At 71.6% G+C, this 21,466-nt stretch carries 18 protein-coding genes and 1 riboswitch; of the genes, 9 read left to right on the top strand and 9 right to left on the bottom strand.

The genetic code is table 11. The features are described from left to right. Positions 1-202 precede the first annotated feature (202 nt). Together MUK52_RS10330 and def are read left to right on the top strand one after the other, a co-directional pair. On the top strand, positions 203-1,192 hold the full coding sequence (locus tag MUK52_RS10330) for a tetratricopeptide repeat protein (protein WP_114058461.1): 990 nt from the start codon (positions 203-205) through the stop codon (positions 1,190-1,192). A 67-nt stretch (positions 1,193-1,259) separates the two neighbouring features. Then, a complete protein-coding gene (gene def, locus MUK52_RS10325) occupies positions 1,260-1,895 on the top strand; it encodes a peptide deformylase (RefSeq protein WP_114054090.1) in 636 nt (211 codons plus the stop codon). Positions 1,896-1,939: 44 nt separating this feature from the next. Here the strand turns inward: def and MUK52_RS10320 are convergent, their stop codons facing one another. From MUK52_RS10320 to MUK52_RS10310, 3 genes are all read right to left on the bottom strand, one after another. Next, positions 1,940-2,911: a helix-turn-helix domain-containing protein gene (locus MUK52_RS10320; protein WP_284575701.1), complete on the bottom strand. Its 972-nt coding sequence runs from the start codon at positions 2,909-2,911 to the stop codon at positions 1,940-1,942. A 145-nt stretch (positions 2,912-3,056) separates the two neighbouring features. Beyond that, on the bottom strand, positions 3,057-4,064 hold the full coding sequence (locus MUK52_RS10315; protein WP_114054091.1) for a ribonucleotide-diphosphate reductase subunit beta: 1,008 nt from the start codon (positions 4,062-4,064) through the stop codon (positions 3,057-3,059). Between the two features lie 58 nt (positions 4,065-4,122). Then, positions 4,123-6,525: a ribonucleoside-diphosphate reductase subunit alpha gene (locus MUK52_RS10310; protein WP_114054092.1), complete on the bottom strand. Its 2,403-nt coding sequence runs from the start codon at positions 6,523-6,525 to the stop codon at positions 4,123-4,125. Between the two features lie 147 nt (positions 6,526-6,672). Continuing rightward, a riboswitch (cobalamin riboswitch) is annotated at positions 6,673-6,795 on the bottom strand. A 176-nt stretch (positions 6,796-6,971) separates the two neighbouring features. On the opposite strand from MUK52_RS10310, the gene MUK52_RS10305 reads away from it, so the two are divergent. Then, on the top strand, positions 6,972-7,556 hold the full coding sequence (locus MUK52_RS10305) for a Uma2 family endonuclease (RefSeq protein WP_284575699.1): 585 nt from the start codon (positions 6,972-6,974) through the stop codon (positions 7,554-7,556). A gap of 60 nt (positions 7,557-7,616) precedes the next feature. Here the strand turns inward: MUK52_RS10305 and MUK52_RS10300 are convergent, their stop codons facing one another. The 3 genes from MUK52_RS10300 to MUK52_RS10290 all read right to left on the bottom strand — a co-directional run bounded on the left by MUK52_RS10300 (position 7,617) and on the right by MUK52_RS10290 (position 10,923). Continuing rightward, complete coding sequence (locus MUK52_RS10300; RefSeq protein WP_114054094.1) at positions 7,617-7,817, bottom strand: YbdD/YjiX family protein; 201 nt, start codon at positions 7,815-7,817, stop codon at positions 7,617-7,619. Then, a complete protein-coding gene (locus MUK52_RS10295) occupies positions 7,814-9,967 on the bottom strand; it encodes a carbon starvation CstA family protein (RefSeq protein WP_114054095.1) in 2,154 nt (717 codons plus the stop codon). Before MUK52_RS10295 ends, MUK52_RS10300 begins: the two co-directional genes overlap by 4 nt. A 191-nt stretch (positions 9,968-10,158) precedes the next feature. Beyond that, entirely contained in the window at positions 10,159-10,923 is a 765-nt protein-coding gene (locus tag MUK52_RS10290; RefSeq protein ID WP_114054096.1) for a GntR family transcriptional regulator, read from the bottom strand. Positions 10,924-11,215: 292 nt separating this feature from the next. Here MUK52_RS10290 and MUK52_RS10285 point away from each other — a divergent pair, with 292 nt between their 5' ends. The 4 genes from MUK52_RS10285 (at position 11,216) to MUK52_RS10270 (ending at position 16,146) form a co-directional block, all read left to right on the top strand. Beyond that, entirely contained in the window at positions 11,216-12,499 is a 1,284-nt protein-coding gene (locus tag MUK52_RS10285) for an extracellular solute-binding protein (protein WP_114054097.1), read from the top strand. A 211-nt stretch (positions 12,500-12,710) separates the two neighbouring features. Then, entirely contained in the window at positions 12,711-13,739 is a 1,029-nt protein-coding gene (locus MUK52_RS10280; RefSeq protein WP_114054098.1) for a carbohydrate ABC transporter permease, read from the top strand. Positions 13,740-13,807: 68 nt separating this feature from the next. Next, complete coding sequence (locus MUK52_RS10275) at positions 13,808-14,626, top strand: carbohydrate ABC transporter permease (protein WP_246042777.1); 819 nt, start codon at positions 13,808-13,810, stop codon at positions 14,624-14,626. A 5-nt stretch (positions 14,627-14,631) separates the two neighbouring features. After that, a complete protein-coding gene (locus MUK52_RS10270; RefSeq protein WP_284575698.1) occupies positions 14,632-16,146 on the top strand; it encodes a glycoside hydrolase family 3 protein in 1,515 nt (504 codons plus the stop codon). Positions 16,147-16,296: 150 nt separating this feature from the next. Here the strand turns inward: MUK52_RS10270 and nagB are convergent, their stop codons facing one another. Next, positions 16,297-17,082 carry a glucosamine-6-phosphate deaminase gene (nagB, locus tag MUK52_RS10265; protein WP_114054100.1) on the bottom strand — a complete coding sequence of 262 codons (786 nt, stop codon included), beginning with the start codon at positions 17,080-17,082 and terminating at the stop codon, positions 16,297-16,299. A 616-nt stretch (positions 17,083-17,698) separates the two neighbouring features. Between nagB and MUK52_RS10260 the strand changes: the two genes are divergently transcribed. Continuing rightward, positions 17,699-19,168 carry a sensor histidine kinase gene (locus MUK52_RS10260; RefSeq protein WP_114058464.1) on the top strand — a complete coding sequence of 490 codons (1,470 nt, stop codon included), beginning with the start codon at positions 17,699-17,701 and terminating at the stop codon, positions 19,166-19,168. Between the two features lie 203 nt (positions 19,169-19,371). Here the strand turns inward: MUK52_RS10260 and MUK52_RS10255 are convergent, their stop codons facing one another. Both MUK52_RS10255 and MUK52_RS10250 read right to left on the bottom strand, forming a co-directional pair. Further along, positions 19,372-19,629, bottom strand: coding sequence for a WhiB family transcriptional regulator (locus MUK52_RS10255; protein ID WP_003953983.1), 258 nt, complete (start codon positions 19,627-19,629; stop codon positions 19,372-19,374). A gap of 322 nt (positions 19,630-19,951) precedes the next feature. Next, a complete protein-coding gene (locus tag MUK52_RS10250) occupies positions 19,952-20,917 on the bottom strand; it encodes a diacylglycerol/lipid kinase family protein (RefSeq protein WP_114054101.1) in 966 nt (321 codons plus the stop codon). 84 nt (positions 20,918-21,001) lie between these two features. Between MUK52_RS10250 and MUK52_RS10245 the strand changes: the two genes are divergently transcribed. After that, entirely contained in the window at positions 21,002-21,433 is a 432-nt protein-coding gene (locus tag MUK52_RS10245; RefSeq protein ID WP_114054102.1) for a hypothetical protein, read from the top strand. Positions 21,434-21,466 lie beyond the last annotated feature (33 nt).

The raw sequence follows: 21,466 nt of genomic DNA, 5'->3' as shown, positions 1-21,466 counted from the left end.
CGTACGGAGCGGCGCCGGAAACCGGCCCCCGCATCAGGGGGCCGAGCCGTTTTTCCGGGCCGGACGTGACGGAGTCACCCCCCTCCCGCCGGGGTAACCCATGGGTAATGAGCGGCCGTCCGAGTGGGCATGGTTGGATGCGAGTAGGAGCGTCCGTGAGGGTGTCCGCAAGGCTTCACCGTTGGACCGGCAGGCGGGAATCGTGAGGATCTTCGGGAAGGTACGGCATAGGCCCTCCGCCTCGTGGCGGCAGGCCACCGACCGAGCGTTCACACTGATCGGCGACGGTCGGTACGAGGACGCGGGTGCGCTGCTGACCAGAGCCGCCGACCTGGAGCCCTGGCTGTCCGAGTCGTGGTTCAACCTGGCGCTGCTGCACAAGTTCCGGCACGACTGGGAGCAGGCGCGCGCCGCGGGCCTGCGGGCGGTCGCCCTCCTGGACCGGGAGGCCGGCGCCCCCGACTGGTGGAACGTCGGCATCGCGGCGACCGCCCTCCAGGACTGGCCGCTGGCCCGGCGGGCCTGGCAGGCGTACGGGCTGAAGGTGCCCGGCGACCCGTACGGCAAGGGCGGCGAACCGGTCGGCATGGAACTCGGCAGCGCGGCCGTGCGGCTCTCCCCCGAGGGGGAGGCCGAGGTCGTCTGGGGCCGCCGGCTCGATCCGGCCCGCATCGAGGTCCTGTCGATCCCGCTGCCCTCCTCGGGGCGGCGCTGGGGCGAGGTCGTCCTGCACGACGGCGTGCCGAACGGCGAGCGCATCACCGCGGCAGGCCCCTCCTACCCCGTCTTCGACGAGATCGAGCTGTGGGCGCCCTCGCCGGTGCCGACCTGGGTCGTGCTGCTGGAGGCCGCCGCCGAGTCCGACCGGGACGCGCTCGAACAGCTCGCGTCCGACGCGGGGTTCGCCGCCGAGGACTGGTCCTCCTCCGTACGGCTGCTGTGCCGGACCTGCTCCGAGAGCGCGATGCCGAGCGGCGAGGGCGACGGGGAGCACCTCGACCCGCACGACCACAGCGAACCGGGCCACCCCGGGCCGCTCGGGCACCGCACGGCCGGATCGGGCTCCCTGTGGGTGCCGGAGCGGGAGTGCGGCATCGCGGCGCCCGCCGGCCTGGTGCAGGGGCTCCTCGACGGCTGGGTCGCGGACAGCCCCGACACCCGTGCTTGGCGGGATCTCGAAGAAGTCTGCTGACCGGGCACCGTAGGCTGTACCGGCACAATCGGTGAACGGGTCGACCCACGGAAGGCTTACGGCGGACATGGCGCAGCAGGAGAACGAGGTCATCGCGGTGGACGACGACGGTTACGTCGTGGACACCGAGGACTGTGAGGCGCGCGAGCTCGCCCACCGCGAGCGCGGCACCGCCCGTCCCATCACGGTGGTCGGCAACCCGGTGCTGCACCGCGAGTGCAAGGACGTCACCGAGTTCGGCGACGAACTGGCCAAGCTGATCGACGACATGTTCGCCAGCCAGAAGGCCGCCGAGGGCGTCGGACTCGCCGCGAACCAGATCGGCGTGGACGCCAAGGTCTTCGTCTACGACTGCCCGGACGACGAGGGCGTCCGCCACACCGGCGTTGTCGTCAACCCCAGGCTCGTGGAGCTGCCCGCCGGCTCCCGCGTCCTCGACGACTCCAACGAGGGCTGCCTGTCCGTCCCGACCGCCTACGCCTCGCTGGCCCGCCCGGACTACGCCGAGGTCACCGGGCAGGACGCCCAGGGCAACCCGATCAAGGTGAGGGGCACCGGCTACTTCGCGCGCTGCCTCCAGCACGAGACGGACCACCTGTACGGCTACCTGTACATCGACCGCCTCTCCAAGCGGGACCGCAAGGACGCCCTGCGGCAGATGGCCGAGGGCACCCCGCGCTACGAGACCGTGCCGAACGACTGACGCGGCGAGGCGGTCCGCGGCGGCGCGGCGGCCGGCCCCCGGCCTCAGGCCGCCGTGCCGCCCGGACCGCGGAAGGTGCGGCGGAAGGCGTTCGGCGTCGTGCCGAGGGTCCGCAGGAAGTGGTGGCGCAGTGCGGCCGCGCTGCCGAAGCCGCAGCGGCCCGCGATGGCGTCCACCGTGTCGTCCGTGGCTTCCAGAAGCTCCTGCGCCAGCAGCACGCGCTGCCGCAGCACCCACTGGTAGGGGGTCGTCCCCGTCTCCTGCAGGAAGCGGCGCGCGAAGGTCCGCGGGGACATCCGGGCCCGCTCCGCGAGCTGCTCGACGGTGATCTCCTCGGCCAGGTGGCCTGCCATCCACGCGATCACCCCGCCGACCGCGTCGCCGGACGCACGGGGCAGCGGGCGGCGGATGTACTGGGCCTGGCCGCCGTCCCGGTGCGGCGGCACCACCATCCGCCGGGCCACCACCCCCGCCGCCTCCGCGCCGTGCTCCTGCCGCAGCAGGTGCAGGCAGGCGTCGATCCCCGAGGCCGTGCCCGCGGCGGTCACCACCGGGCCCTCGTCCACGTACAGCACGCCGGGGTCGACGACGGCCCGCGGGAAGCGACGCGCCAGGGTCTCGGCGTGCATCCAGTGCGTCGTGCAGCGCCGGCCGTCGAGCAGCCCGGCCGCGCCCAGCACGAAGGCGCCGCTGCACACGCTGAGTACCCGCGCCCCGCGGTCCACGGCCCGGCGCAGGGCCGCCAGCAGCGGCTCCGGGTACGTGCGCGCGGCGGCGCCGCGGTCGGCCGGGACGCAGACCAGGTCCGCCTCGTCCAGGCGCTCCACCCCGTGTGGGGCGACCACGTCGAAGTGCCCGTCGCCGGCGGGGGTGCGGCGGTCGCCCGCCGCGCAGACCGCGAAGTCGAACGCCGGCAGCCCCTCCGCACTGCGGTCGATGCCGAACACCTCGCAGAAGATGCCCAGCTCGAAGGGGGCCACCCCGGGCATCAGCGCCACAGCCACGTTCTTCAGCACGACCACAGTCTGGCAGGAACCCAGGCGTACGTGGATCTCCTGCCATGCGGTCTGCTCGGAAACGCCGGATCGGCCGGCCGCTGCGCGAGGCAGCCGCCGGCCGATCCGGAGGTGGTGCGGGAGCGGCCGCGGCGGGCCGCAGCCGTCAGAAGTCCTCGTCCAGGTCGACGGTGCCCTCGACCGCGACCTGGTACGCCGACGGGCGGCGCTCGAAGAAGTTCGTCAGCTCCTGCACGCCCTGGAGCTCCATGAACGAGAACGGGTTCTGCGAGCCGTACACCGGCGGGAAGCCGAGGCGCACCAGGCGCTGGTCGGCGACGCACTCCAGGTACTCGCGCATCGACTCGGTGTTCATGCCGGGCAGGCCGTCGCCGCACAGGTCGCGGCCGAACTGGAGCTCCGCCTCGACGGCTTCCTTCAGCATGTCCGTGACCTGCTGCCGCAGCGCGTCGTCGAAGAGCTCCGGCTCCTCCTTGCGGACCGTGTCCACGACCTCGAACGCGAAGTTCATGTGCATGGTCTCGTCGCGGAAGACCCAGTTCGTGCCGGTCGCCAGGCCGTGCAGCAGGCCGCGCGAGCGGAACCAGTACACGTACGCGAAGGCGCCGTAGAAGAACAGGCCCTCGATGCACGCGGCGAAGCAGATCAGGTTCAGCAGGAAGCGGCGGCGGTCGGCCTGCGTCTCCAGCCGGTCGATCTTCTCGACCGAGTCCATCCACTTGAAGCAGAACTGCGCCTTCTCGCGGATGGAGGGGATGTTCTCCACCGCCGCGAAGGCGGCCGCGCGGTCGTCCGGATCGGGCAGGTAGGTGTCGAGCAGCGTCAGGTAGAACTGGACGTGCACGGCCTCCTCGAACAGCTGGCGCGACAGGTACAGGCGCGCCTCCGGGGAGTTGATGTGCTTGTACAGCGTCAGGACCAGGTTGTTCGCCACGATCGAGTCGCCCGTCGCGAAGAACGCGACCAGGCGGCCGATCATGTGCTGCTCGGCGGGCGTCAGCTTCGCCAGGTCGGCCACGTCCGAGTGGAGGTCGACCTCCTCCACCGTCCACGTGTTCTTGATCGCGTCCCGGTAGCGCTCGTAGAAGTCCGGGTAGCGCATCGGGCGGAGCGTCAGCTCGAAGCCGGGGTCGAGCAGGTTCTTGTCGGTCATAGCAGTCGGCGCGCGCGGCGCCGTCCTCCAGGAGTGGTGGTCGGGTGGCGGGAGCGGGTTACTGGCAGGCTTCGCAGGACTCGGGGTTCTCCAGCGAGCAGGCCAGCGCGTCGGCGTCCACGGCCTGCGGCAGCGGGGTCGCGGCGGCCGGGACGGCGGCGCCCGACGCGGCCCGGGCGATCTTCGTCGCCGGACGCGACCGCAGGTAGTAGGTCGTCTTCAGACCCTGCTTCCAGGCGTACGCGTACATCGACGACAGCTTGCCGATGGTCGGCGTCTCCATGAACAGGTTCAGCGACTGCGACTGGTCCAGGTACGGGGTCCGGGCCGCCGCCATGTCGATCAGGCCGCGCTGCGGGATCTCCCACGCCGTCCGGTACAGCTCGCGGACGTCGGCCGGGATCCAGTTGAAGCCCTGAACCGAGCCGGACGAGTCGCGCAGCGCCTCGCGGGTCTGCGCGTCCCACACGCCGAGCTTCTTCAGGTCCTCCACCAGGTAGGCGTTGACCTGGAGGAACTCACCCGACAGCGTCTCGCGCTTGAACAGGTTCGACACCTGCGGCTCGATGCACTCGTACACGCCCGCGATCGAGGCGATCGTCGCCGTCGGCGCGATGGCCAGCAGCAGCGAGTTGCGCATGCCGGTCTCGGCGATCCGGGTGCGCAGCGCCTCCCAGCGCTCCGGCCAGGCCCGCTCGGTGCCGTAGTGGTCGGGGTGCAGCACACCCTGCGCGGTACGGGTCTCCGCCCACGCCGGGACGGGGCCGTGCTTCTCCGCGAGGTCCGCGGAGGCCTCGTACGCCGCGAGCATGATGCGCTCGGCGATCTTCGTGGACAGCGCCTTCGCCTCGGCGGAGTCGAAGGGCAGGCGCAGCTTGAAGAAGACGTCCTGCAGGCCCATCGCACCCAGGCCCACCGGGCGCCACTTGGCGTTGGAGCGGCCGGCCTGCTCCGTCGGGTAGAAGTTGATGTCCACCACGCGGTCGAGGAAGGTCACGGCCGTGCGGACGGTCTCGTCCAGGCGCTCCCAGTCCATCTCGCCGGTCTCGGCGAGCACGAACGCGCCGAGGTTGACCGAGCCGAGGTTGCAGACGGCGGTCTCGCCGTCGTTGGTGACCTCGATGATCTCGGTGCACAGGTTGGAGGAGTGGACGACCGTGCCGGGGAGCGCGGTCTGGTTCGCGGTCCGGTTGGAGGCGTCCTTGAACGTCATCCAGCCCTGGCCGGTCTGCGCGAGGGTGCGCATCATGCGGCCGTACAGCTCGCGGGCGGGCATGGTCTTCTTGGCGAGCCCGGCCTGCTCGGCCTTGGTGTAGGCGGCGTCGAACTCCTCGCCGTACAGGTCGACCAGCTCGGGGACGTCGGACGGGGAGAACAGCGACCACTCGCCGTCGGCGTTCACGCGGCGCATGAACTCGTCGGGGATCCAGTGCGCGAGGTTCAGGTTGTGCGTGCGGCGGGCGTCCTCGCCGGTGTTGTCGCGCAGCTCCAGGAACTCCTCGATGTCCGCGTGCCAGGTCTCCAGGTAGACGGCGGCGGCGCCCTTGCGGCGGCCGCCCTGGTTCACGGCGGCGACGGAGGCGTCGAGGGTCTTCAGGAACGGGACGATGCCGTTGGAGTGGCCGTTCGTGCCGCGGATCAGGGAGCCGCGGGCGCGGATGCGCGAGTACGACAGGCCGATGCCGCCGGCGTGCTTCGACAGGCGCGCCACCTGGTGGTAGCGGTCGTAGATCGAGTCGAGCTCGTCCAGCGGGGAGTCCAGCAGGTAGCAGGAGGACATCTGCGGGTGCCGGGTGCCGGAGTTGAAGAGGGTGGGCGAGGACGGCAGGTAGTCCAGGCGGCTCATCAGCCGGTAGAGGGAGGCGACTTCCTCGACGGCGGCGGCGCTGTCGTCGGCGGCGAGGCCGCAGGCGACGCGCAGCATGAAGTGCTGCGGGGTCTCGATGACCTGGCGGGTGATCGGGTGGCGCAGCAGGTAGCGGCTGTGCAGGGTGCGCAGGCCGAAGAAGCCGAAGCGGTCGTCGGCGCCCTCGGCGAGGGTGTGCTCGACGAGCGCGTCGAGGCGGCTCGCGTGGAGGCGGACGAACTCGGCGGTGCGGTCGGCGATCAGGCCCTCGCGGTGGCCGACCTCGACGGACGCGGAGAAGGAGGTCGAGCCCTGGCTCGCGGCCTCCTCGGCGACGGCGACCGTCAGCAGCCGGGCGGCGAGCCGGGAGTACGCCGGGTCCTCCGAGATCAGGCCGGCGGCGGCCTCGGTGGCCAGCCCGCGCAGCTCGGCCTCGTCGGCGGCGGCGCTGCGGCCGCGGAGCGCGGCGGCGGCGACACGGCCGGGGTCGGTGTCGGGAAGGTCGGCGGTCAGCTCGGTGAGGGTGCGCAGCAGCGCGGCCCCGGGGCCCCCGGCCTCAGCTCCGTGGTCGGACGGGTCGGACTCGGCGCGCGGTGCGGAAGGCGCGATGGTCACGGGGGGAGCTCTCCCTCGCTCGGCTCCGGGGCACCGGCGGTGCGGGCGCGAGCGGGCGCGCGCGGGCAGGGCCCGGCAAGGGCGGCACCGCGCGTCGTCCGCAGGCCCTACCGCGAGGCCCGGACGTGGTCGGCACCCGGTTCGGTCGAGCCGGGCGCACTGTCGGCAGGTCGTCGGACTTCGGTGACACCGATGGGTGTACTTCATACCGTTGCGGGACAGTTCCGGATTCCCACCGGATTCCCCTGCGGCGACAGCGAGGATGAGCATACATGTGGTGGGCGCCCTCTGTGTGACCCCCTAGATGTTGTGTCTGCCTTCGCTGAGCGTGTCCTCACAGCTCCAGTCGGTAGGTGAGGGGCGTCAGCTCCGCCGAGAGTGCCGGACGGGGGTGGGCGCCCGGCGCTATCGTCGGAAGCAGCACCGCCGAGGAAAGCGAGCGAGGCATGACCGTGATGGCTGACCGCCCCCAGATCCTGACCGAAGAGTTCGAGACCCTCGCCCGGATAGCAGCCCGCGAGATCGAGGGGTTGCGTCTGGAGTTGATCGGCGGGAAGTTGGGGGTCAAGGCGATGCCGGATGGGGATCACGACCGGATCGTCGTGTGGCTCGCCCGCATCTGCATGCAGCACCGGCCCGAGCAGTGGCTGCACGTCGAACGCGGACTGAAGGTCGACCAGTACCGGTCGGGTCGCGCGCGCCCCGACGCCTCGATGGCGCCGGATGGCGCTTTCGAGGGTCAGGGGGAGTGGGCCGATCCGGCCCCGGTCCTGATGGTCGTCGAAGTCACTTCGTACGATTCCGACACGGACGGGCGCGACCGCAAGGAGAAGCCCCGCGCGTACGCAGAGACGGGCATCCCCGTCTTCGTCCTGATCGACCGGGACAACTGCCTGGTGAGGGTCCACAGCGAGCCCGACGGGCAGTTGTACGAGACCGTGCGCACCGTCCCCTTCGGCAAGGACGTCGAGCTGCCCGACCCGGTCGGTTTCTCCTTCTCGACCGAGCCGCTCAAGGACTGGGTGCGCTGAGGCCACGCACAACGGAGGTGCCCGCCGGATGACCGGCGGGCACCTCGGTCACGGCAGCCCTCAGCAGCAGCGGAAGCCGCCCCGGGGGTCCCCCTCACGCGCGTCGGTGCGGGCGCGTTCGAAGGCGCGGCGGGTCATGACCTCGGCGTCCGGATCGTGGGAGCGGGCGTGCGCGACGTACCGGTCGTACGCCGCCTCGCCGGAGAACTCCCGTACGTAGTACCGCGCCTTCGCCAGGGCGCCGCGGACGCCGCCGCTCATGCCACCGGCTCCTTCACGCGGCCGCCGCCGGATTCCAGGCCGGCCGCGGCGAGTTCGGCCCGCTCCTCGCGCGTCGCGATGAGCCCGGCCGGTGCGATGATCTTCGACTCGGTCCACGGGACCTCCGAGAGCGTGGCCGACGCGGGGTCGCGGACGGCCTTGACGCAGGTCCGCAGCGCGTCCAGGAGCACGATCAGGATCAGCAGCGCGAACAGCGCCGACAGCACCCCGTCCACGGTGGCGTTGGTGACGATGGTGTGCATCTCGTCCATGTTCTTGGCGGGCTTCAGGACCTGCCCTGCCTCGATGCCCTCCTGGTACTTCTCGCGCTGGGCGAAGAAGCCGACCTTCACGTCGTCCGAGAAGATCTTCTGGTAGCTCGCGGTGAGGGTGACGGCCACGTCCCAGGCGAGCGGCACGCCGGTCACCCACGCCCACTTGAGCCGGCCGGACTTCACCAGCAGCGTCGTGCAGACGGCCAGGGCCACCGCGGCGAGCAGCTGGTTCGCGATGCCGAACAGCGGGAAGAGCTGGTTGATGCCGCCCAGCGGGTCCTTCACGCCGACCCACAGGAAGTACCCCCAGGCGCCGACGACGAGCGCACTGGCCAGCCACACGCCCGGCTTCCAGCTGACGTCCTTGAAGGACTTGTGCACGTTGCCGAGGGTGTCCTGGAGCATGAACCGGCCGACGCGGGTGCCGGCATCGAGCGTGGTCAGGATGAACAGCGCCTCGAACATGATGGCGAAGTGGTACCAGAACGCCTTCATGCCGACGCCGCCGACGACAGCCGAGAAGATCTCCGACATCCCGAGTGCGAACGTGGGCGCGCCGCCGGTGCGGGAGAGCAGGCTGCTCTCCTCGACGTCCTTCGCGGCCTGGGCGAGGTACTCGGGCGAGACGGCGAAGCCGAAGTCGGCGACGGCCTGGGAGGCGCTCTGGACGGTGGTGCCGACGACGCCGGCGGGGGAGTTGACCGCGAAGAACAGCCCGGGCTCGATGATCGTCGCGCAGATCATCGCCATGACGGCCACGAAGGACTCGGTCAGCATCGAGCCGTAGCCGATGACCCGGACCTGGGTCTCCTTCTGGATCATCTTCGGGGTGGTGCCGGAGGAGACCAGGGCGTGGAAGCCGGACAGGGCGCCGCAGGCGATCGTGATGAAGACGAACGGGAACATGGACCCCGCGAAGACGGGGCCGTCGCCGCGGGAGGCGAACTCCGTGACGGACGGCATCCGCAGGGTCGGCATGGCGATGACGACGCCCAGGGCGAGCATCGCGATCGTGCCGATCTTCATGAAGGTGGAGAGGTAGTCGCGGGGCGCGAGCAGCATCCACACCGGCAGGACGGAGGCGACGAAGCCGTACGCGACCATCCAGATGATCAGCGTCTCCTTCTCCAGGGTGAAGGTCGACGCCAGCGAGGACTCGGCGACCCAGCCGCCCGCGACGATCGCGAGCAGCAGCAGGGCGACGCCGATGACGGAGACCTCGGTGACCCGCCCGGGCCGCAGCACGCGCAGGTAGAAGCCCATGAAGAGGGCGATCGGGATGGTCATGCCGATGGAGAAGACGCCCCAGGGGGAGTGCGCGAGGGCGTTGACGATGACGAGCGCGAGCACCGCCAGCAGGATGATCATGATGGCGAACACGGCGACCAGGGCGGCGGCGCCGCCGACGGGGCCGATCTCGTCCCGGGCCATCTGCCCGAGCGAGCGCCCGTCGCGCCGGGTGGAGAAGAACAGCGTCACCATGTCCTGGACGGCGCCCGCGAAGATGACGCCGGCGACGATCCAGATGGTGCCGGGCAGGTATCCCATCTGCGCGGCGAGGACGGGGCCGACCAGCGGGCCGGCGCCGGCGACGGCGGCGAAGTGGTGGCCGAAGAGCACCCGGCGGTCGGTGGGGTGGAAGTCGACACCGTTGTCGAGGCGTTCGGCGGGGGTGGCCCGCGTCTTGTCGACCTTCAGCACGCGGTGCGCGATGAACCGCGCGTAGAAGCGGTAGCCGATCGCGTACGAGCCGAGCGCCGCGGCGAGCAGCCAGGCGGCGGAGACCTCCTCGCCGCGGGAGAGGGCGAGCACGGCCCAGCCGGCGGCCCCGGCGAGGGCCACGAGCACCCATACCGCGATCGACTTCGGGGTCATGCGGCCCGATGCGGAAGGCGAGCCCGGGCTCGCGCCCGGACCCGCCTCGGTGCGTGGTGTACCTGTTGCTTCCGGTTCCGGCATGATCCTCGTCCCCTCGTTGATCATCTGCGTGAGTGCAGGGAATCTACGGGGGCCGCCCGGTGTGCGTAAGCCCCCGTCCGCACAGCGGAACGAGAGTCAACTACGGATCAGACGGCGGGGCGCCGGAGTCGGGCGACGAACTTGTAACGATCTCCGCGGTAGACCGAGCGCACCCACTCCACGGGCTCGCCGTCGGCGTCCAGGGAGTGCCGGGAGAGCATCAGCATGGGCAGGCCGACGTCGGTGCCGAGCAGTCCGGCCTCGCGCGGGGTGGCCAGGGAGGTCTCGATGGTCTCCTCGGCCTCGGCGAGCCGGACCCCGTACACCTCGGCGAGGGCGGTGTAGAGGGAGCTGTACTTGGCCAGCGACCGGCGCAGGGCGGGGAAGCGCTTGGCGGACAGGTGGGTCGTCTCGATGGCCATGGGCTCGCCGCTGGCCAGGCGCAGCCGCTCGATGCGCAGCACGCGCCCGCCCGTGGTGATCTTCAGCAGGCCGGCGAGGGTGTCGTCGGCGGTGACGTAGCCGATGTCGAGGAGCTGGGAGGTGGGCTCCAGGCCCTGGGCGCGCATGTCCTCCGTGTAGGAGGAGAGTTGCAGGGGCTGGGAGACCTTGGGCTTGGCGACGAAGGTGCCCTTGCCCTGGATGCGCTCCAGCCGGCCCTCGACGACGAGTTCCTGGAGGGCCTGGCGGACGGTGGTCCGGGAGGTGTCGAACTCGGCGGCGAGCGTGCGCTCCGGGGGGACGGGCGTGCCGGGGGGCAGCGTTTCCGTCATGTCGAGCAAGTGCCTCTTGAGTCGGTAGTACTTGGGCACGCGCGCGGTGCGAGTGGCCGCCCCGCCCTCCGGCTCGGTGGTCGCCCCTTCGGTGGCCATCGCCGCCCGCCTTCCCGACTCCAGTTTCACTGCCGTCACCGGCTCCTCCGATATGTGCGGTCACATCGTGACACGGGTGGGAGGGCGGGCCTCCTCCCTCCCCCAGGTGTCGGTCCGGTAACGGGACCGGGCCCCCGATCATTAGACCCTTGACACCCCTAAAGGTCTAGGCCAAGCTCCGGTTACTGGTCTACACCAATATGGATCAGATCCCGGCCCAACGGGCAGTAATAGGTGCATGTCACCGCGGCGGGCAAGGGAAGTTGCAGGCAGCATCCCTGAGGAGGGTGGCGTGAAGCGCAAGCTCATCGCGGCGGTCGGTGTCGCGGGCATGATGGCCGGTGTCGCCGCGTGTGGCAACGGTGGCGACGACAAGGGCACGGCCGACGCGGGCGGCGCCAAGGAGATCACCGTCTGGGTGATGGACGGCTCCGCACCCAAGGCCTGGATCGACGAGGTCAACAAGGAGTTCTCGGCCAAGCACCCCGGTGTCACGGTCAAGGTCGAGGTCCAGGCGTGGAAGGGCATCCAGGAGAAGGTGACGACCGCCCTCTCCGAGAGCACCCCGCCGGACGTGCTGGAGCTCGGCAACACCCAGACCGCGGGCTACGCCGTCACCGGCGGCCTCGCGGACCTCACCAAGGACAAGGGCGGCCTCGGCGCCGACGCCTGGCCGAAGAGCATGCTGGAGTCCGCCGAGTACGAGGGCAAGCTGTACTCGGCCCCGTGGTACGCCGCCAACCGCGTCGTCGTCTACGACAAGAAGGCCTTCGAGAAGGCGGGCGTCACCCCGCCGAAGACCCGCGACGAGTGGATCGCCGGCCTGGACAAGCTGAAGGCCGCGGACCCGAACACGCAGCCCATCTACCTGCCCGGCCAGAGCTGGTACGTCCTGGCCGGCCTGATCTGGGACGAGGGCGGCGAGCTCGCCGTCAAGGACGGCGGCAAGTGGAAGGGCGGGCTCGGCACCCCGCAGGCCGCCTCCGCGATGGAGTTCTACAAGAAGCTGCAGTCCTACTCCACCGCCCCCAAGGACAAGGACGAGGCCACCCCGCAGCAGTCCACCGACGTCGTCCCCAAGGGCGGGGTCGCTTCTTGGATCGGCCTCGGCTGGGAGGCCGGCGGTGCCGAGAAGGCGCTGAAGGACGCGGGCAAGGAGGCCGACTTCGGCTACTTCCCGATCCCCGGCAAGACCGCCGACAAGCCCGGCACCGTCTTCCTGGGCGGCTCGAACCTCGCCGTCGCCGAGCGCTCCAAGAACAAGGAGCTCGCCAAGGAGTGGCTGGCCCTGGCCACCGGCAAGGACCAGATGACCAAGTACGCCGCCGAGGTCAAGGGCTCGCTGCTGCCGAACCAGGCCGCCGCCAACTTCACCCCGGCCCCGGGCTCCTTCGCCGAGGCCATGGGCAAGGCCGGCGTCAACGGCCGCATCACCCCGGTCACCCCGGGCTGGGCCAACGTCGAGACCGAGCCGAACCCGCTCAAGGAGTTCATGACGAAGGTCCTGAAGGGCGAGGACCCGGCCAAGGCGGGCGCCGAGGCCGACAAGGAGATCGCGAACCGCATCAACAAGTGACGCCCCGCAGCACCTGCTGCGGCGCCACACCCCGCCCGGGCCGCACGGCCCGCGCAGCACAGCAGTGAACGCACCCGGGGGTGCGGCAGGCGCCCCGGCGGCGCCCGCCGCGCCCCCGGGGCGCAGGGAGGGACGCAGGCGCGCCGCCCGCCCGCCGCCGACCGGGCGGGCCGCCCGCCGGTCGCCACGTCAACCGCGAGGAAAACAAGACATGACCGTGCACTCCCAGGGAGCGGCGACCGCTCCACAGGACGCACCCCGCGAGCCCGGAGGGCCGAAGGCGCCGCAGCCGCCGCAGCGGCCCGCGGGCGCCCCGGAGGCGGCCCCGGCTCCTCGCGGGCGCAGAGGGGCGCTCCCCTCGGGATGGCTGCCGTACCTCCTGGTCGCGCCGGCCGTGCTCAGCATGGCCGCCCTGCTCCTGTACCCGCTCGCCAAGAACGTGATCCTGTCGTTCCAGAAGGTCGACAAGATCGAGTTCATCCAGCGCAGGGCGCCGTTCCACGGCGTCGAGAACTACACCCAGCTGCTCGGCGACGCGCAGTTCTGGACCGTGGTCCTGCGCTCCTTCCTCTTCACCGCCGCCAACGTCGCCCTGATCATGGTGGTCGGCAGCCTCATCGGGCTGCTGCTGAACCGCCTCGGCACGTGGATGCGGCTCGTGCTGTCGATGGCCCTCGTCATGGCCTGGGCCATGCCGATCGTCGCCTCCGTGACCGTCTTCCAGTGGCTGTTCGACGAGCAGTTCGGCGTCATGAACTGGCTGATGCGCACGCTCGGCTTCTCCGGCTACGAGCAGCACAACTGGTTCGAGACCGGCCTGTCCACCCTGGTGATCGTCACCGTCCTGGTCGTCTGGGGCTCGGTCCCCTTCGTCGCGCTCAACATGTACGCGGGCCTGACCACGGTCGGCGGCGAGCTGTACGAGGCCGCCCGCATGGACGGCGCGAACGGCTGGCAGACCTTCTGGCAGGTCGTCTTCCCCAACCTCAAGCCGTTCTTCCTCGTCACCACCTTCCTTGAGGTCATCTGGGTCTTCAAGGCCTTCACCCAGGTGTACGCGATGAACCGCGGCGGCCCCGACCGCGCCTCCGAGACCCTGCCGGTCTTCGCGTTCGTCGAGGGCCAGAGCCAGGGCCACTACGCGCTCGCCGCGGCCATCTCCGTCCTGACGATCGTGATGCTCGTCGTCGTCATGTCCTTCTACTTCCGCCTGATCCTGAAGCAGGAGGAGGAGCAGTGAGCACCACCACCGCGCCGAAGTCCGCCCCCGCCGCCCCCCGGCGCCCGCGCCTGCGCACCCGGCGCCCGCTGCGCCCGGCGGCCGTCGTGAAGAACCTGGGCGCCCTGGCCCTGGCGGGGCTCTTCCTCTTCCCCGTCTACTGGATGTTCTCCTCGGCCTTCAAGCCGTCGGGGGAGATCCTCGCCAAGGACCCCGTCTTCTTCTTCACGCCGACGCTGGAGAACTTCACCAAGGCCACCGGGGTCGAGTTCTTCTGGACGTACGTCGGCAACAGCCTGCTCGTCACCGTCGGCGCCGTGCTGCTGGCCCTGCTCGTCGCGCTCGCCGCGAGCTTCGCCATCGCCCGCATGCGCTTCGCCGGCCGCAAGGGGCTCGTCCTCGGCGTGATGATGGCGCAGATGGCCCCCTGGGAGGTCATGGTCATCGCCATGTACATGATCGCCCGGGACGCCGAGATGCTGAACAGCCTCGGCCTGCTCACCGCGATCTACTTCGTCATGGTGCTGCCCTTCACCATCTGGACGCTCCGCGGCTTCATCGCCGCCGTCCCGGTGACCCTGGAGGAGGCCGCCCAGATCGACGGCTGCACCCGCGGCCAGGCCTTCCGCAAGGTGATCTTCCCGCTGCTCGCCCCCGGCCTGATGTCGACCTCGCTCTTCGGCTTCATCACCGCCTGGAACGAGTTCGCCATGGTCCTGATCCTCAACAAGGACAAGGCGGCACAGACCCTGCCGCTGTGGCTGACCCAGTTCCAGACGGCCTTCGGCAACGACTGGGGCGCCACCATGGCCGCGTCCTCGCTCTTCGCGGTCCCCGTCCTGGTCATCTTCGTCTTCCTCCAGCGCAAGGCCGTCGGCGGCATGACCGCCGGCGCCGTGAAGGGATAAACGCCATGACTGTCCTTGCGCACGGCACCGCGGCCCCCGGCGGGCAGGACGACGCCCTGGCCCGCGACGCGCTCGCCGTCCTCCAGCCCGGCTTCGAGGGCACCACCGCCCCCGCCTGGCTGCTGCGCCGCCTCTCCGAGGGCCTGGTCTCGGTCGGCCTCTTCGGCCGCAACATCGCCTCGCCCGGGCAGCTCGCGGCGCTCACCGCGCAGCTGCGCGCCGAGCGGGACGACATCCTCGTCGCCATCGACGAGGAGGGCGGCGACGTCACCCGGCTGGAGGTCCGCGGTGGCTCCTCCTTCCCCGGCAACCTGGCCCTCGGCGCCGTCGACGACACCGGCCTGACCCGGGAGGTCGCCCGCGAGCTGGGCCGCCGGCTCGCCGAGTGCGGCGTCAACTTCAACTGGGCCCCCTCGGCGGACGTCAACTCCAACCCCGACAACCCGGTCATCGGCGTCCGCTCCTTCGGCGCCGACACCGACCTCGCGGCCCGGCACACCGCCGCCTACGTCGAGGGCCTCCAGGCCACCGGCGTGGTCGCCTGCACCAAGCACTTCCCCGGCCACGGCGACACCAACGTCGACTCCCACCACGCGCTGCCGCGCATCGACGCCGACCTCGACACCCTTGCAGCCCGCGAGCTCGTCCCCTTCCGGGCCGCCATCGAGGCCGGCACCAAGGCCGTGATGAGCGCCCACATCCTCGTACCGGCCCTCGACCCGACCCGGCCGGCCACGCTCAGCCCGCAGATCCTGACCGGCCTGCTGCGCAAGGAGCTCGGCTACGAGGGCCTCATCGTCACCGACGGCATGGAGATGAACGCCATCGCCGGGACGTACGGCATCGAGCGCGGTTCCGTCCTCGCCCTCGCGGCCGGCGCGGACGCGATCTGCGTCGGCGGCGGGCTCGCCGACGAGGCCACCGTGCTGCGGCTGCGCGACACCCTCGTCGCCGCCGTGCGCGAGGGGACGCTGCCCGAGGAGCGGCTCGCGGACGCCGCCGCCCGGGTCCGGGCCCTGGCCGGGTGGACGGCCTCCGCCCGGGCCGGGGCCGGCGCGGTGCCGGGCGCGCCGCAGGGGGGCGCGCCCGGCATCGGCCTGGAGGCGGCCCGCCGCGCGGTCACCGTCTCCGGCACCCCCGCCCCGCTCACGGCCCCGTACGTGGCCACCCTCGCGCCCGTCGCGAACATCGCGGTGGGCCACGAGACGCCGTGGGGCCTGGCCGGCGAGCTGGCCGAGCTGCTCCCGGGCACCGCCTCGGGCGTCTTCCCCAAGGGGGCCTCGGCCGAGGACGTCCTCGCCGCGGCCGGAGGCCGCACGGTCGTCGCCGTGGTCCGCGACGCGCACCGCCACGCGTGGATGGCCGAGGTCCTGGACCGGCTCGTCGCGGTCCGGCCCGACACGGTCGTCGTCGAGATGGGCCTGCCCCGGGCCGAGCCCCGCGGGGCGCTGTACATCGCCACGCACGGCGCCGCGCGCGTGTGCGGGCGGGCCGCCGCGGAGGTCATCGCGGGCGGCTGAGCGCCCGTCCCCGGTCCGTCGGCGCGTGGGGTGCCGGCGGCCCGGGCGGCGGCACGGAGACACCGAAGGCCGGGCCCTGTGGAGGGGGCCCGGCCTTCGGCCTGCGGCGGGTTGCGGCGCCCCCGCCGCGAAGCGGGGCGCCGCAGACGGTTACAGGCCCTGCCAGGAGGGCTTGTTCGCGTACGTGTGGCGGAAGTAGTCCGCCAGCTTCAGCTTCGAGGCGGCGGCCTCGTCCACGACGACGGTGGCGTGCCGGTGCAGCTGCAGCGCGGAGGCCGGCACCAGTGCGGACAGCGGACCCTCGACGGTCTGCGCGACGGCCTCGGCCTTGCCCTCGCCGGTGGCGAGCAGCACCAGGTGGCGGGCGTCGAGGATGGTGCCGATGCCCTGGGTGATCACGTGGTGCGGGACCTGCTCCAGGTCGCCGTCGAAGAAGCGCGCGTTGTCGACGCGGGTCTGCTGGGTCAGCGTCTTGATGCGGGTGCGCGAGGCGAGCGAGGAGCACGGCTCGTTGAAGCCGATGTGACCGTCGGTGCCGATGCCCAGCAACTGGAGGTCCACGCCGCCGGCCTCGGCGAGGGCGCGGTCGTAGCCCTCGCAGGCGGCCGGGAGGTCCTCGGCGGAGCCGTCGGGGCCCATGAAGGAGGCCTCGGGCAGGCCGAGGGGTTCGACGACCTCGCGGAGCACGGTGGCGCGGTAGGACTCGGGGTGCCCGGCGGGCAGGCCGACGTACTCGTCGAGCTGGCAGACGCGGGCCCGGGACGCGTCCACCTCGCCGGCCCTCACCTTGCGTGCGAGGGCCTCGTACACGGGCAGCGGGGTGGAGCCGGTCGCCACGCCCAGCAGGGCGTCGGGCTTGCGGCGGAGCAGGGCGGCCATGGCCTCCGCGATGAGCTCGCCGCCTGCCTTGGCGTCCGGGACGATGACAACTTCCACGCGTGGCCTGCCGATCTGGAGTGATGGGTGGTATAGACCAATCTAACAGAGTCGGGACGGCGCGGGCCGGGAAATCCGGCCTTCTTCCATGGTCGTCCCGATCCGCGGACACGGCCTGCGGGCAGGGGCGGGTACGGGGGAGGCGCCGGCGCGGCGGCAGTGCGCGGAGGCGCGGCCGCGGAGCGGAACGGGAGTGCGCCTCGGGAGTGCGCCGGGAGCGGCCGAAGGGCCGGCAAGCCGTACGCGGAGAAGGAGAGAAGGGCCCCGGGATTCCTCTGGGCCACGGTGCCGGGGCGGGACCCTCAACCCGCCCGGCACCGTAGCCCGGAGTACTTACGGCCGACGGGTGTGCGGTTCCCGAAGGCCGTTGGGAGGCTGCCTGCGCGGTCAGGGCAGAGCGCGCGGCCCACCTCGATCCGTCCTCCTGTGCGGGGAGGGCGGAAGCTTACGTCAATTGTGGACTAGACCATTCTGTTCTGTCCATCCAATGTCGGGGTTGGGAAACCCGTCACTTCCTCCAACCCTACGCGGAGTACGCCCCTCCTGGATACTCCCCGGTAGTCGCCGTGGGGAAAGTCATGGCCCGAGGCCGGGGTACGCTCGCCACGTGCCCTCCATGAACGACCTCGTACGCCACCACACCGCGCTCGGCGAGACCGACCTGGAGTGGCTGCACCTCCTGGTCTCGGAGTGGCAGCTGCTCTCCGACCTCTCCTTCGCCGACCTGGTGCTGTGGGTGCCGACCCTGGACGGCACCCGGTACGTCTCCGTCGCGCAGATGCGCCCCAACACGGGCCCGACCTCCTACCAGGACGACATGGTCGGCCACCTGGTGCCGCGCGGCCGCAGGCCCCTGCTGGACGCCGCCCTCGACGAGGGCCGCATCGTGCGCGAGGGCGACCCGGAGTGGCGCGAGGAGGTCCCGGTCCGCGTCGAGTCGATCCCGGTGCGCCGCGAGGGCCGCGTACTCGGAGTGATCGCCCGCAACACCAACCTGCTCACCGTCCGTACACCGAGCCGGCTGGAGCTGACCTACCTCCAGTCCGCCTCGGACCTGGCGCAGATGATCGCGGCGGGCACCTTCCCGTTCCCCGGCCAGCAGGTCGACATGGACGCCTCGCCGCGCGTCGGGGACGGCCTGATGCGGCTCGACGCCGACGGCGTCGTGACGTACGCCTCGCCCAACGCCCTGTCCGCGTACCACCGGCTGGGCCTGGCCTCCGACCTGGTCGGCCAGCACCTCGGCACTACCACCGCCGAACTCGCCCCCTCCCGCGGCCCGGTGGACGAGGCGCTCGCCAAGCTCGCCAGCGGCTGGGCCCCCCGCGAGACCGAGGTCGAGGGCAACGGCGGGGTGATCCAGCTCCGCGCGATCCCGCTGAAGCCGAAGGGCACCCGGATCGGCTCCCTCGTCCTCTGCCGGGACGTGACCGAGCTGCGCCGTCGCGAACGCGAACTGATCACCAAGGACGCGACCATCCGGGAGATCCACCACCGGGTGAAGAACAACCTCCAGACCGTGGCCGCGCTCCTGCGGCTGCAGGCCCGGCGGATGGATTCGGAGAGCGGCCGCGAAGCCCTCAACGAGGCCGTGCGGCGCGTCGGCTCGATCGCGATCGTGCACGAGACGCTCTCGCAGAACCTGGACGAGCGCGTGGAGTTCGACGAGATCGCCGACCGGGTGATCGCGATGGTCGCGGAGATCTCGCCGGGCAAGGTGGACTGCCGGCGCGTGGGGCGGTTCGGGATCCTGGACGCCGAGGTCGCCACCCCGCTGTCGATGGTGCTGACCGAGGTCCTGCAGAACGCGCTGGAGCACGCCTTCACCCAGGGGGAGGGCGGCACCGTGGAGGTGACCGCGGCGCGCAGCGGCACCGGACGGGCGGACGGGCGGCTGCTGATCACGGTGCTGGACGACGGCTCCGGGCTCCCGCAGGGCTTCGACCCGAAGAGCGCCGGCAACCTCGGCCTGCAGATCGTCCGGACGCTGGTGGAGGGCGAGCTCGGCGGCACCTTCGACATGGTCCGGGCCGAGCCGCGCGGCACCAGGGTCGTCCTGGACGTGCCCGTCAGCCCCCAGAAGTGACGACGGCTCCGTCACCGGGGGTGACGGAGCCGTGGCGGCGGCCTCGGGGCGGAGGGTGACCGTACGTAGTGCCCGGACAGCACTGAGCCCCGGGCGGGACCGTCCAGCGGTGGCTGGGGGAGGTCCCGTTCCGGGGCTGAGAGCACGGTGCTGAGCGCTGTCGGTGGTGCTGCGCGCTGCAGCTCGAGGCTCGAAAGTCGATGTCAGGCGCTGGCGTTGCGCGCCCGGTTGCGAGCGGCGCGGCGCTTCATGGCGCGGCGCTCGTCCTCGCTGAGACCGCCCCAGACGCCGGAGTCCTGACCGGACTCGAGCGCCCACTGCAGGCACTGCTCCATGACGGGGCAGCGGCGGCAGACGGCCTTGGCTTCCTCGATCTGCAGCAGCGCAGGACCGGTGTTGCCGATGGGGAAGAAGAGTTCCGGGTCTTCCTCGCGGCAAACGGCGTTGTGACGCCAGTCCATGGCTGCTCCATCTCCTTGTATTGCGGGCACGTTGCTTGTGAATGTGAACGCTTTCACGAATCCCCCCGGAGGGAAGGGCGACCACCCGGCTTGCTCAGAGGTGGGCCGGAGACTCGTGGAAGGGGTTCTGGCGGTCTGTTGGAGTGCCGGGTCTTGCGGGCCGTCCCGATCGCCATGAAGAGATTCGCAAACCTCGGACGGGGATACAACCCCTTCCGGAAAGTTTTTTTTGATTCATCGGTGTCTACTAGGTCACAGCCCTACATCTTGAGGGTGGACTGGCGCGTAAACGTTCGAGTGAAAGGACTTTGGGGCCTTCCACTCACACAATCACACGCAGTGCACGGCGTACGCCTGTGAACTGAACGCTGGTGCGCAAGCCGAGGTGGTCTCCGTCCATCTGGAACGGAAGGGGAACCTTCGAATGCAAGGTGAACGCCGTCAGATCGTGCAGGGACACGGCGTGCTTGCCCTGCGGGCCGCGCTCAGGAGTCGAGGTCAGGAGCTGTGTGGCGTACCGCGCGACGGCCGAAGTTGACAAACGGCTGAGGGCCAGTACGTCAAGTGCGGTGTCGAACGACGCCTCCGGGGAGGCGTACAGGGGCCGGTTCCCCAGGTACGTCCAGGGGGAGGTGTTGCAGACTATCGACAGCACCAGGCCGTGCACGGGATCCGCGCCCGGACGCTCCAGCGTCACCGTCCCGCGCCGGCGGTTGGGCTCCTCCCAGAACTGCCGCAGGAGCTGCCGCACGTAGAGGGCGTGCGTCGACCGCTTGCCGCGCTCGCGCTGCTGTTCGACCCGCCCCACGACGCCCGCGTCGAAGCCGAAGCCCGCGCAGAAGGTGAACCAGCGCGCCGGGACCGACTCGTCCTCCGTGCCCGGGACGCCTGCCGCGAAACCCAGGCCGACCGTCCGCTCGCGGCGCTCGCGCAGCGCGTCCAGCAGGGCGCCCGTCGCCTCGACCGCGTCGTTCGGCAGCCCGAGCGCCCGGGCGAACACGTTCGTCGACCCGCCGGGAACCACCGCCAGCCGGGGCAGCGCGTCCGGGTCGGGCCCGTCGTGGAGGATCCCGTTGACCACCTCGTTGACGGTGCCGTCGCCGCCGAGGGCCACCACCAGGTCGACGCCGTTCTCCGCCGCCCGCCGCCCGAGGTCCCGGGCGTGCCCCCGGTACTCCGTCGTCACCGCCTCCAGCTTCATCTCGCTGGCCAGGGCGTGGATCAGGACGTCGCGCGTGCGCGCACTGGTGGTCGTCGCTGCTGGGTTGGCCACGAGGAGTGCACGCATGGACGCCAGCCTACCGACCCGTCCACACGCGGCCCATACGGCCCGTCCCCTCCCGGGGGCCGGGCGCGCGGCTACCCTGCTGGGGTGAGTACCAAGCCCACCCCCGCCACCGACCGGCCCGCCGCCCCGCTGCCCGGCCGGCTCACCGCCGCCGCCGCGCTCACCGCGCTCGAAGGCCTGGCGCTCGCCGGGCTCGGCGTCTACCTGCTCTTCGTCGGCGTCGCCGGCGACGTCGACTCCGCGCAGCAGGCGGAGACCGGCGGGCTCACCCTGATCGCCCTGGCGGCGCTGCCGCTGGCCGCCGCCCGCGGACTGCGCCTGGGCCGCCGCTGGAGCCGCGGACCCGCCCTGATCACCCAGCTGATGGCGCTGCCCGTCGCCTGGACCCTCCACACCACGGGCGGCGCGATGACAGCCGCCGCGGCGGCGCTGGCCGCGGCCGCCGTCGCGGTCGTCGCCCTGCTGGTGAACCCGACCGCCACCAGGGCGCTCGGCATCGGCGAAGCGCCGCAGTAGCCGCGGGCGCGCGGGGCGGGCCGGCCCTCCGGC

It is taken from the genome of Streptomyces sp. 2P-4 (assembly GCF_030167965.1).
Taxonomy (GTDB): Bacteria; Actinomycetota; Actinomycetes; order Streptomycetales; family Streptomycetaceae; genus Streptomyces; species Streptomyces globosus_A.
Note: the sequence above shows the minus strand (reverse complement) of the source record. Positions and strands in the feature narration are given on the sequence as shown.

Bases quoted from the DNA above. Each gene is read 5' to 3' on its own strand.
- MUK52_RS10270 (WP_284575698.1), top strand. From the start codon at position 14,632: ATGACTGTCCTTGCGCACGGCACCGCGGCCCCCGGCGGGCAGGACGAC.
- def (WP_114054090.1), top strand. From the start codon at position 1,260: ATGGCGCAGCAGGAGAACGAGGTCATCGCGGTGGACGACGACGGTTAC.
- MUK52_RS10280 (WP_114054098.1), top strand. From the start codon at position 12,711: ATGACCGTGCACTCCCAGGGAGCGGCGACCGCTCCACAGGACGCACCC.
- MUK52_RS10295 (WP_114054095.1), bottom strand. From the start codon at position 9,967: ATGACCCCGAAGTCGATCGCGGTATGGGTGCTCGTGGCCCTCGCCGGG.
- MUK52_RS10305 (WP_284575699.1), top strand. From the start codon at position 6,972: ATGACCGTGATGGCTGACCGCCCCCAGATCCTGACCGAAGAGTTCGAG.
- MUK52_RS10250 (WP_114054101.1), bottom strand. From the start codon at position 20,917: ATGCGTGCACTCCTCGTGGCCAACCCAGCAGCGACGACCACCAGTGCG.
- MUK52_RS10300 (WP_114054094.1), bottom strand. From the start codon at position 7,817: ATGAGCGGCGGCGTCCGCGGCGCCCTGGCGAAGGCGCGGTACTACGTA.
- MUK52_RS10315 (WP_114054091.1), bottom strand. From the start codon at position 4,064: ATGACCGACAAGAACCTGCTCGACCCCGGCTTCGAGCTGACGCTCCGC.
- MUK52_RS10290 (WP_114054096.1), bottom strand. From the start codon at position 10,923: ATGGCCACCGAAGGGGCGACCACCGAGCCGGAGGGCGGGGCGGCCACT.
- MUK52_RS10255 (WP_003953983.1), bottom strand. From the start codon at position 19,629: ATGGACTGGCGTCACAACGCCGTTTGCCGCGAGGAAGACCCGGAACTC.
- MUK52_RS10260 (WP_114058464.1), top strand. From the start codon at position 17,699: ATGAACGACCTCGTACGCCACCACACCGCGCTCGGCGAGACCGACCTG.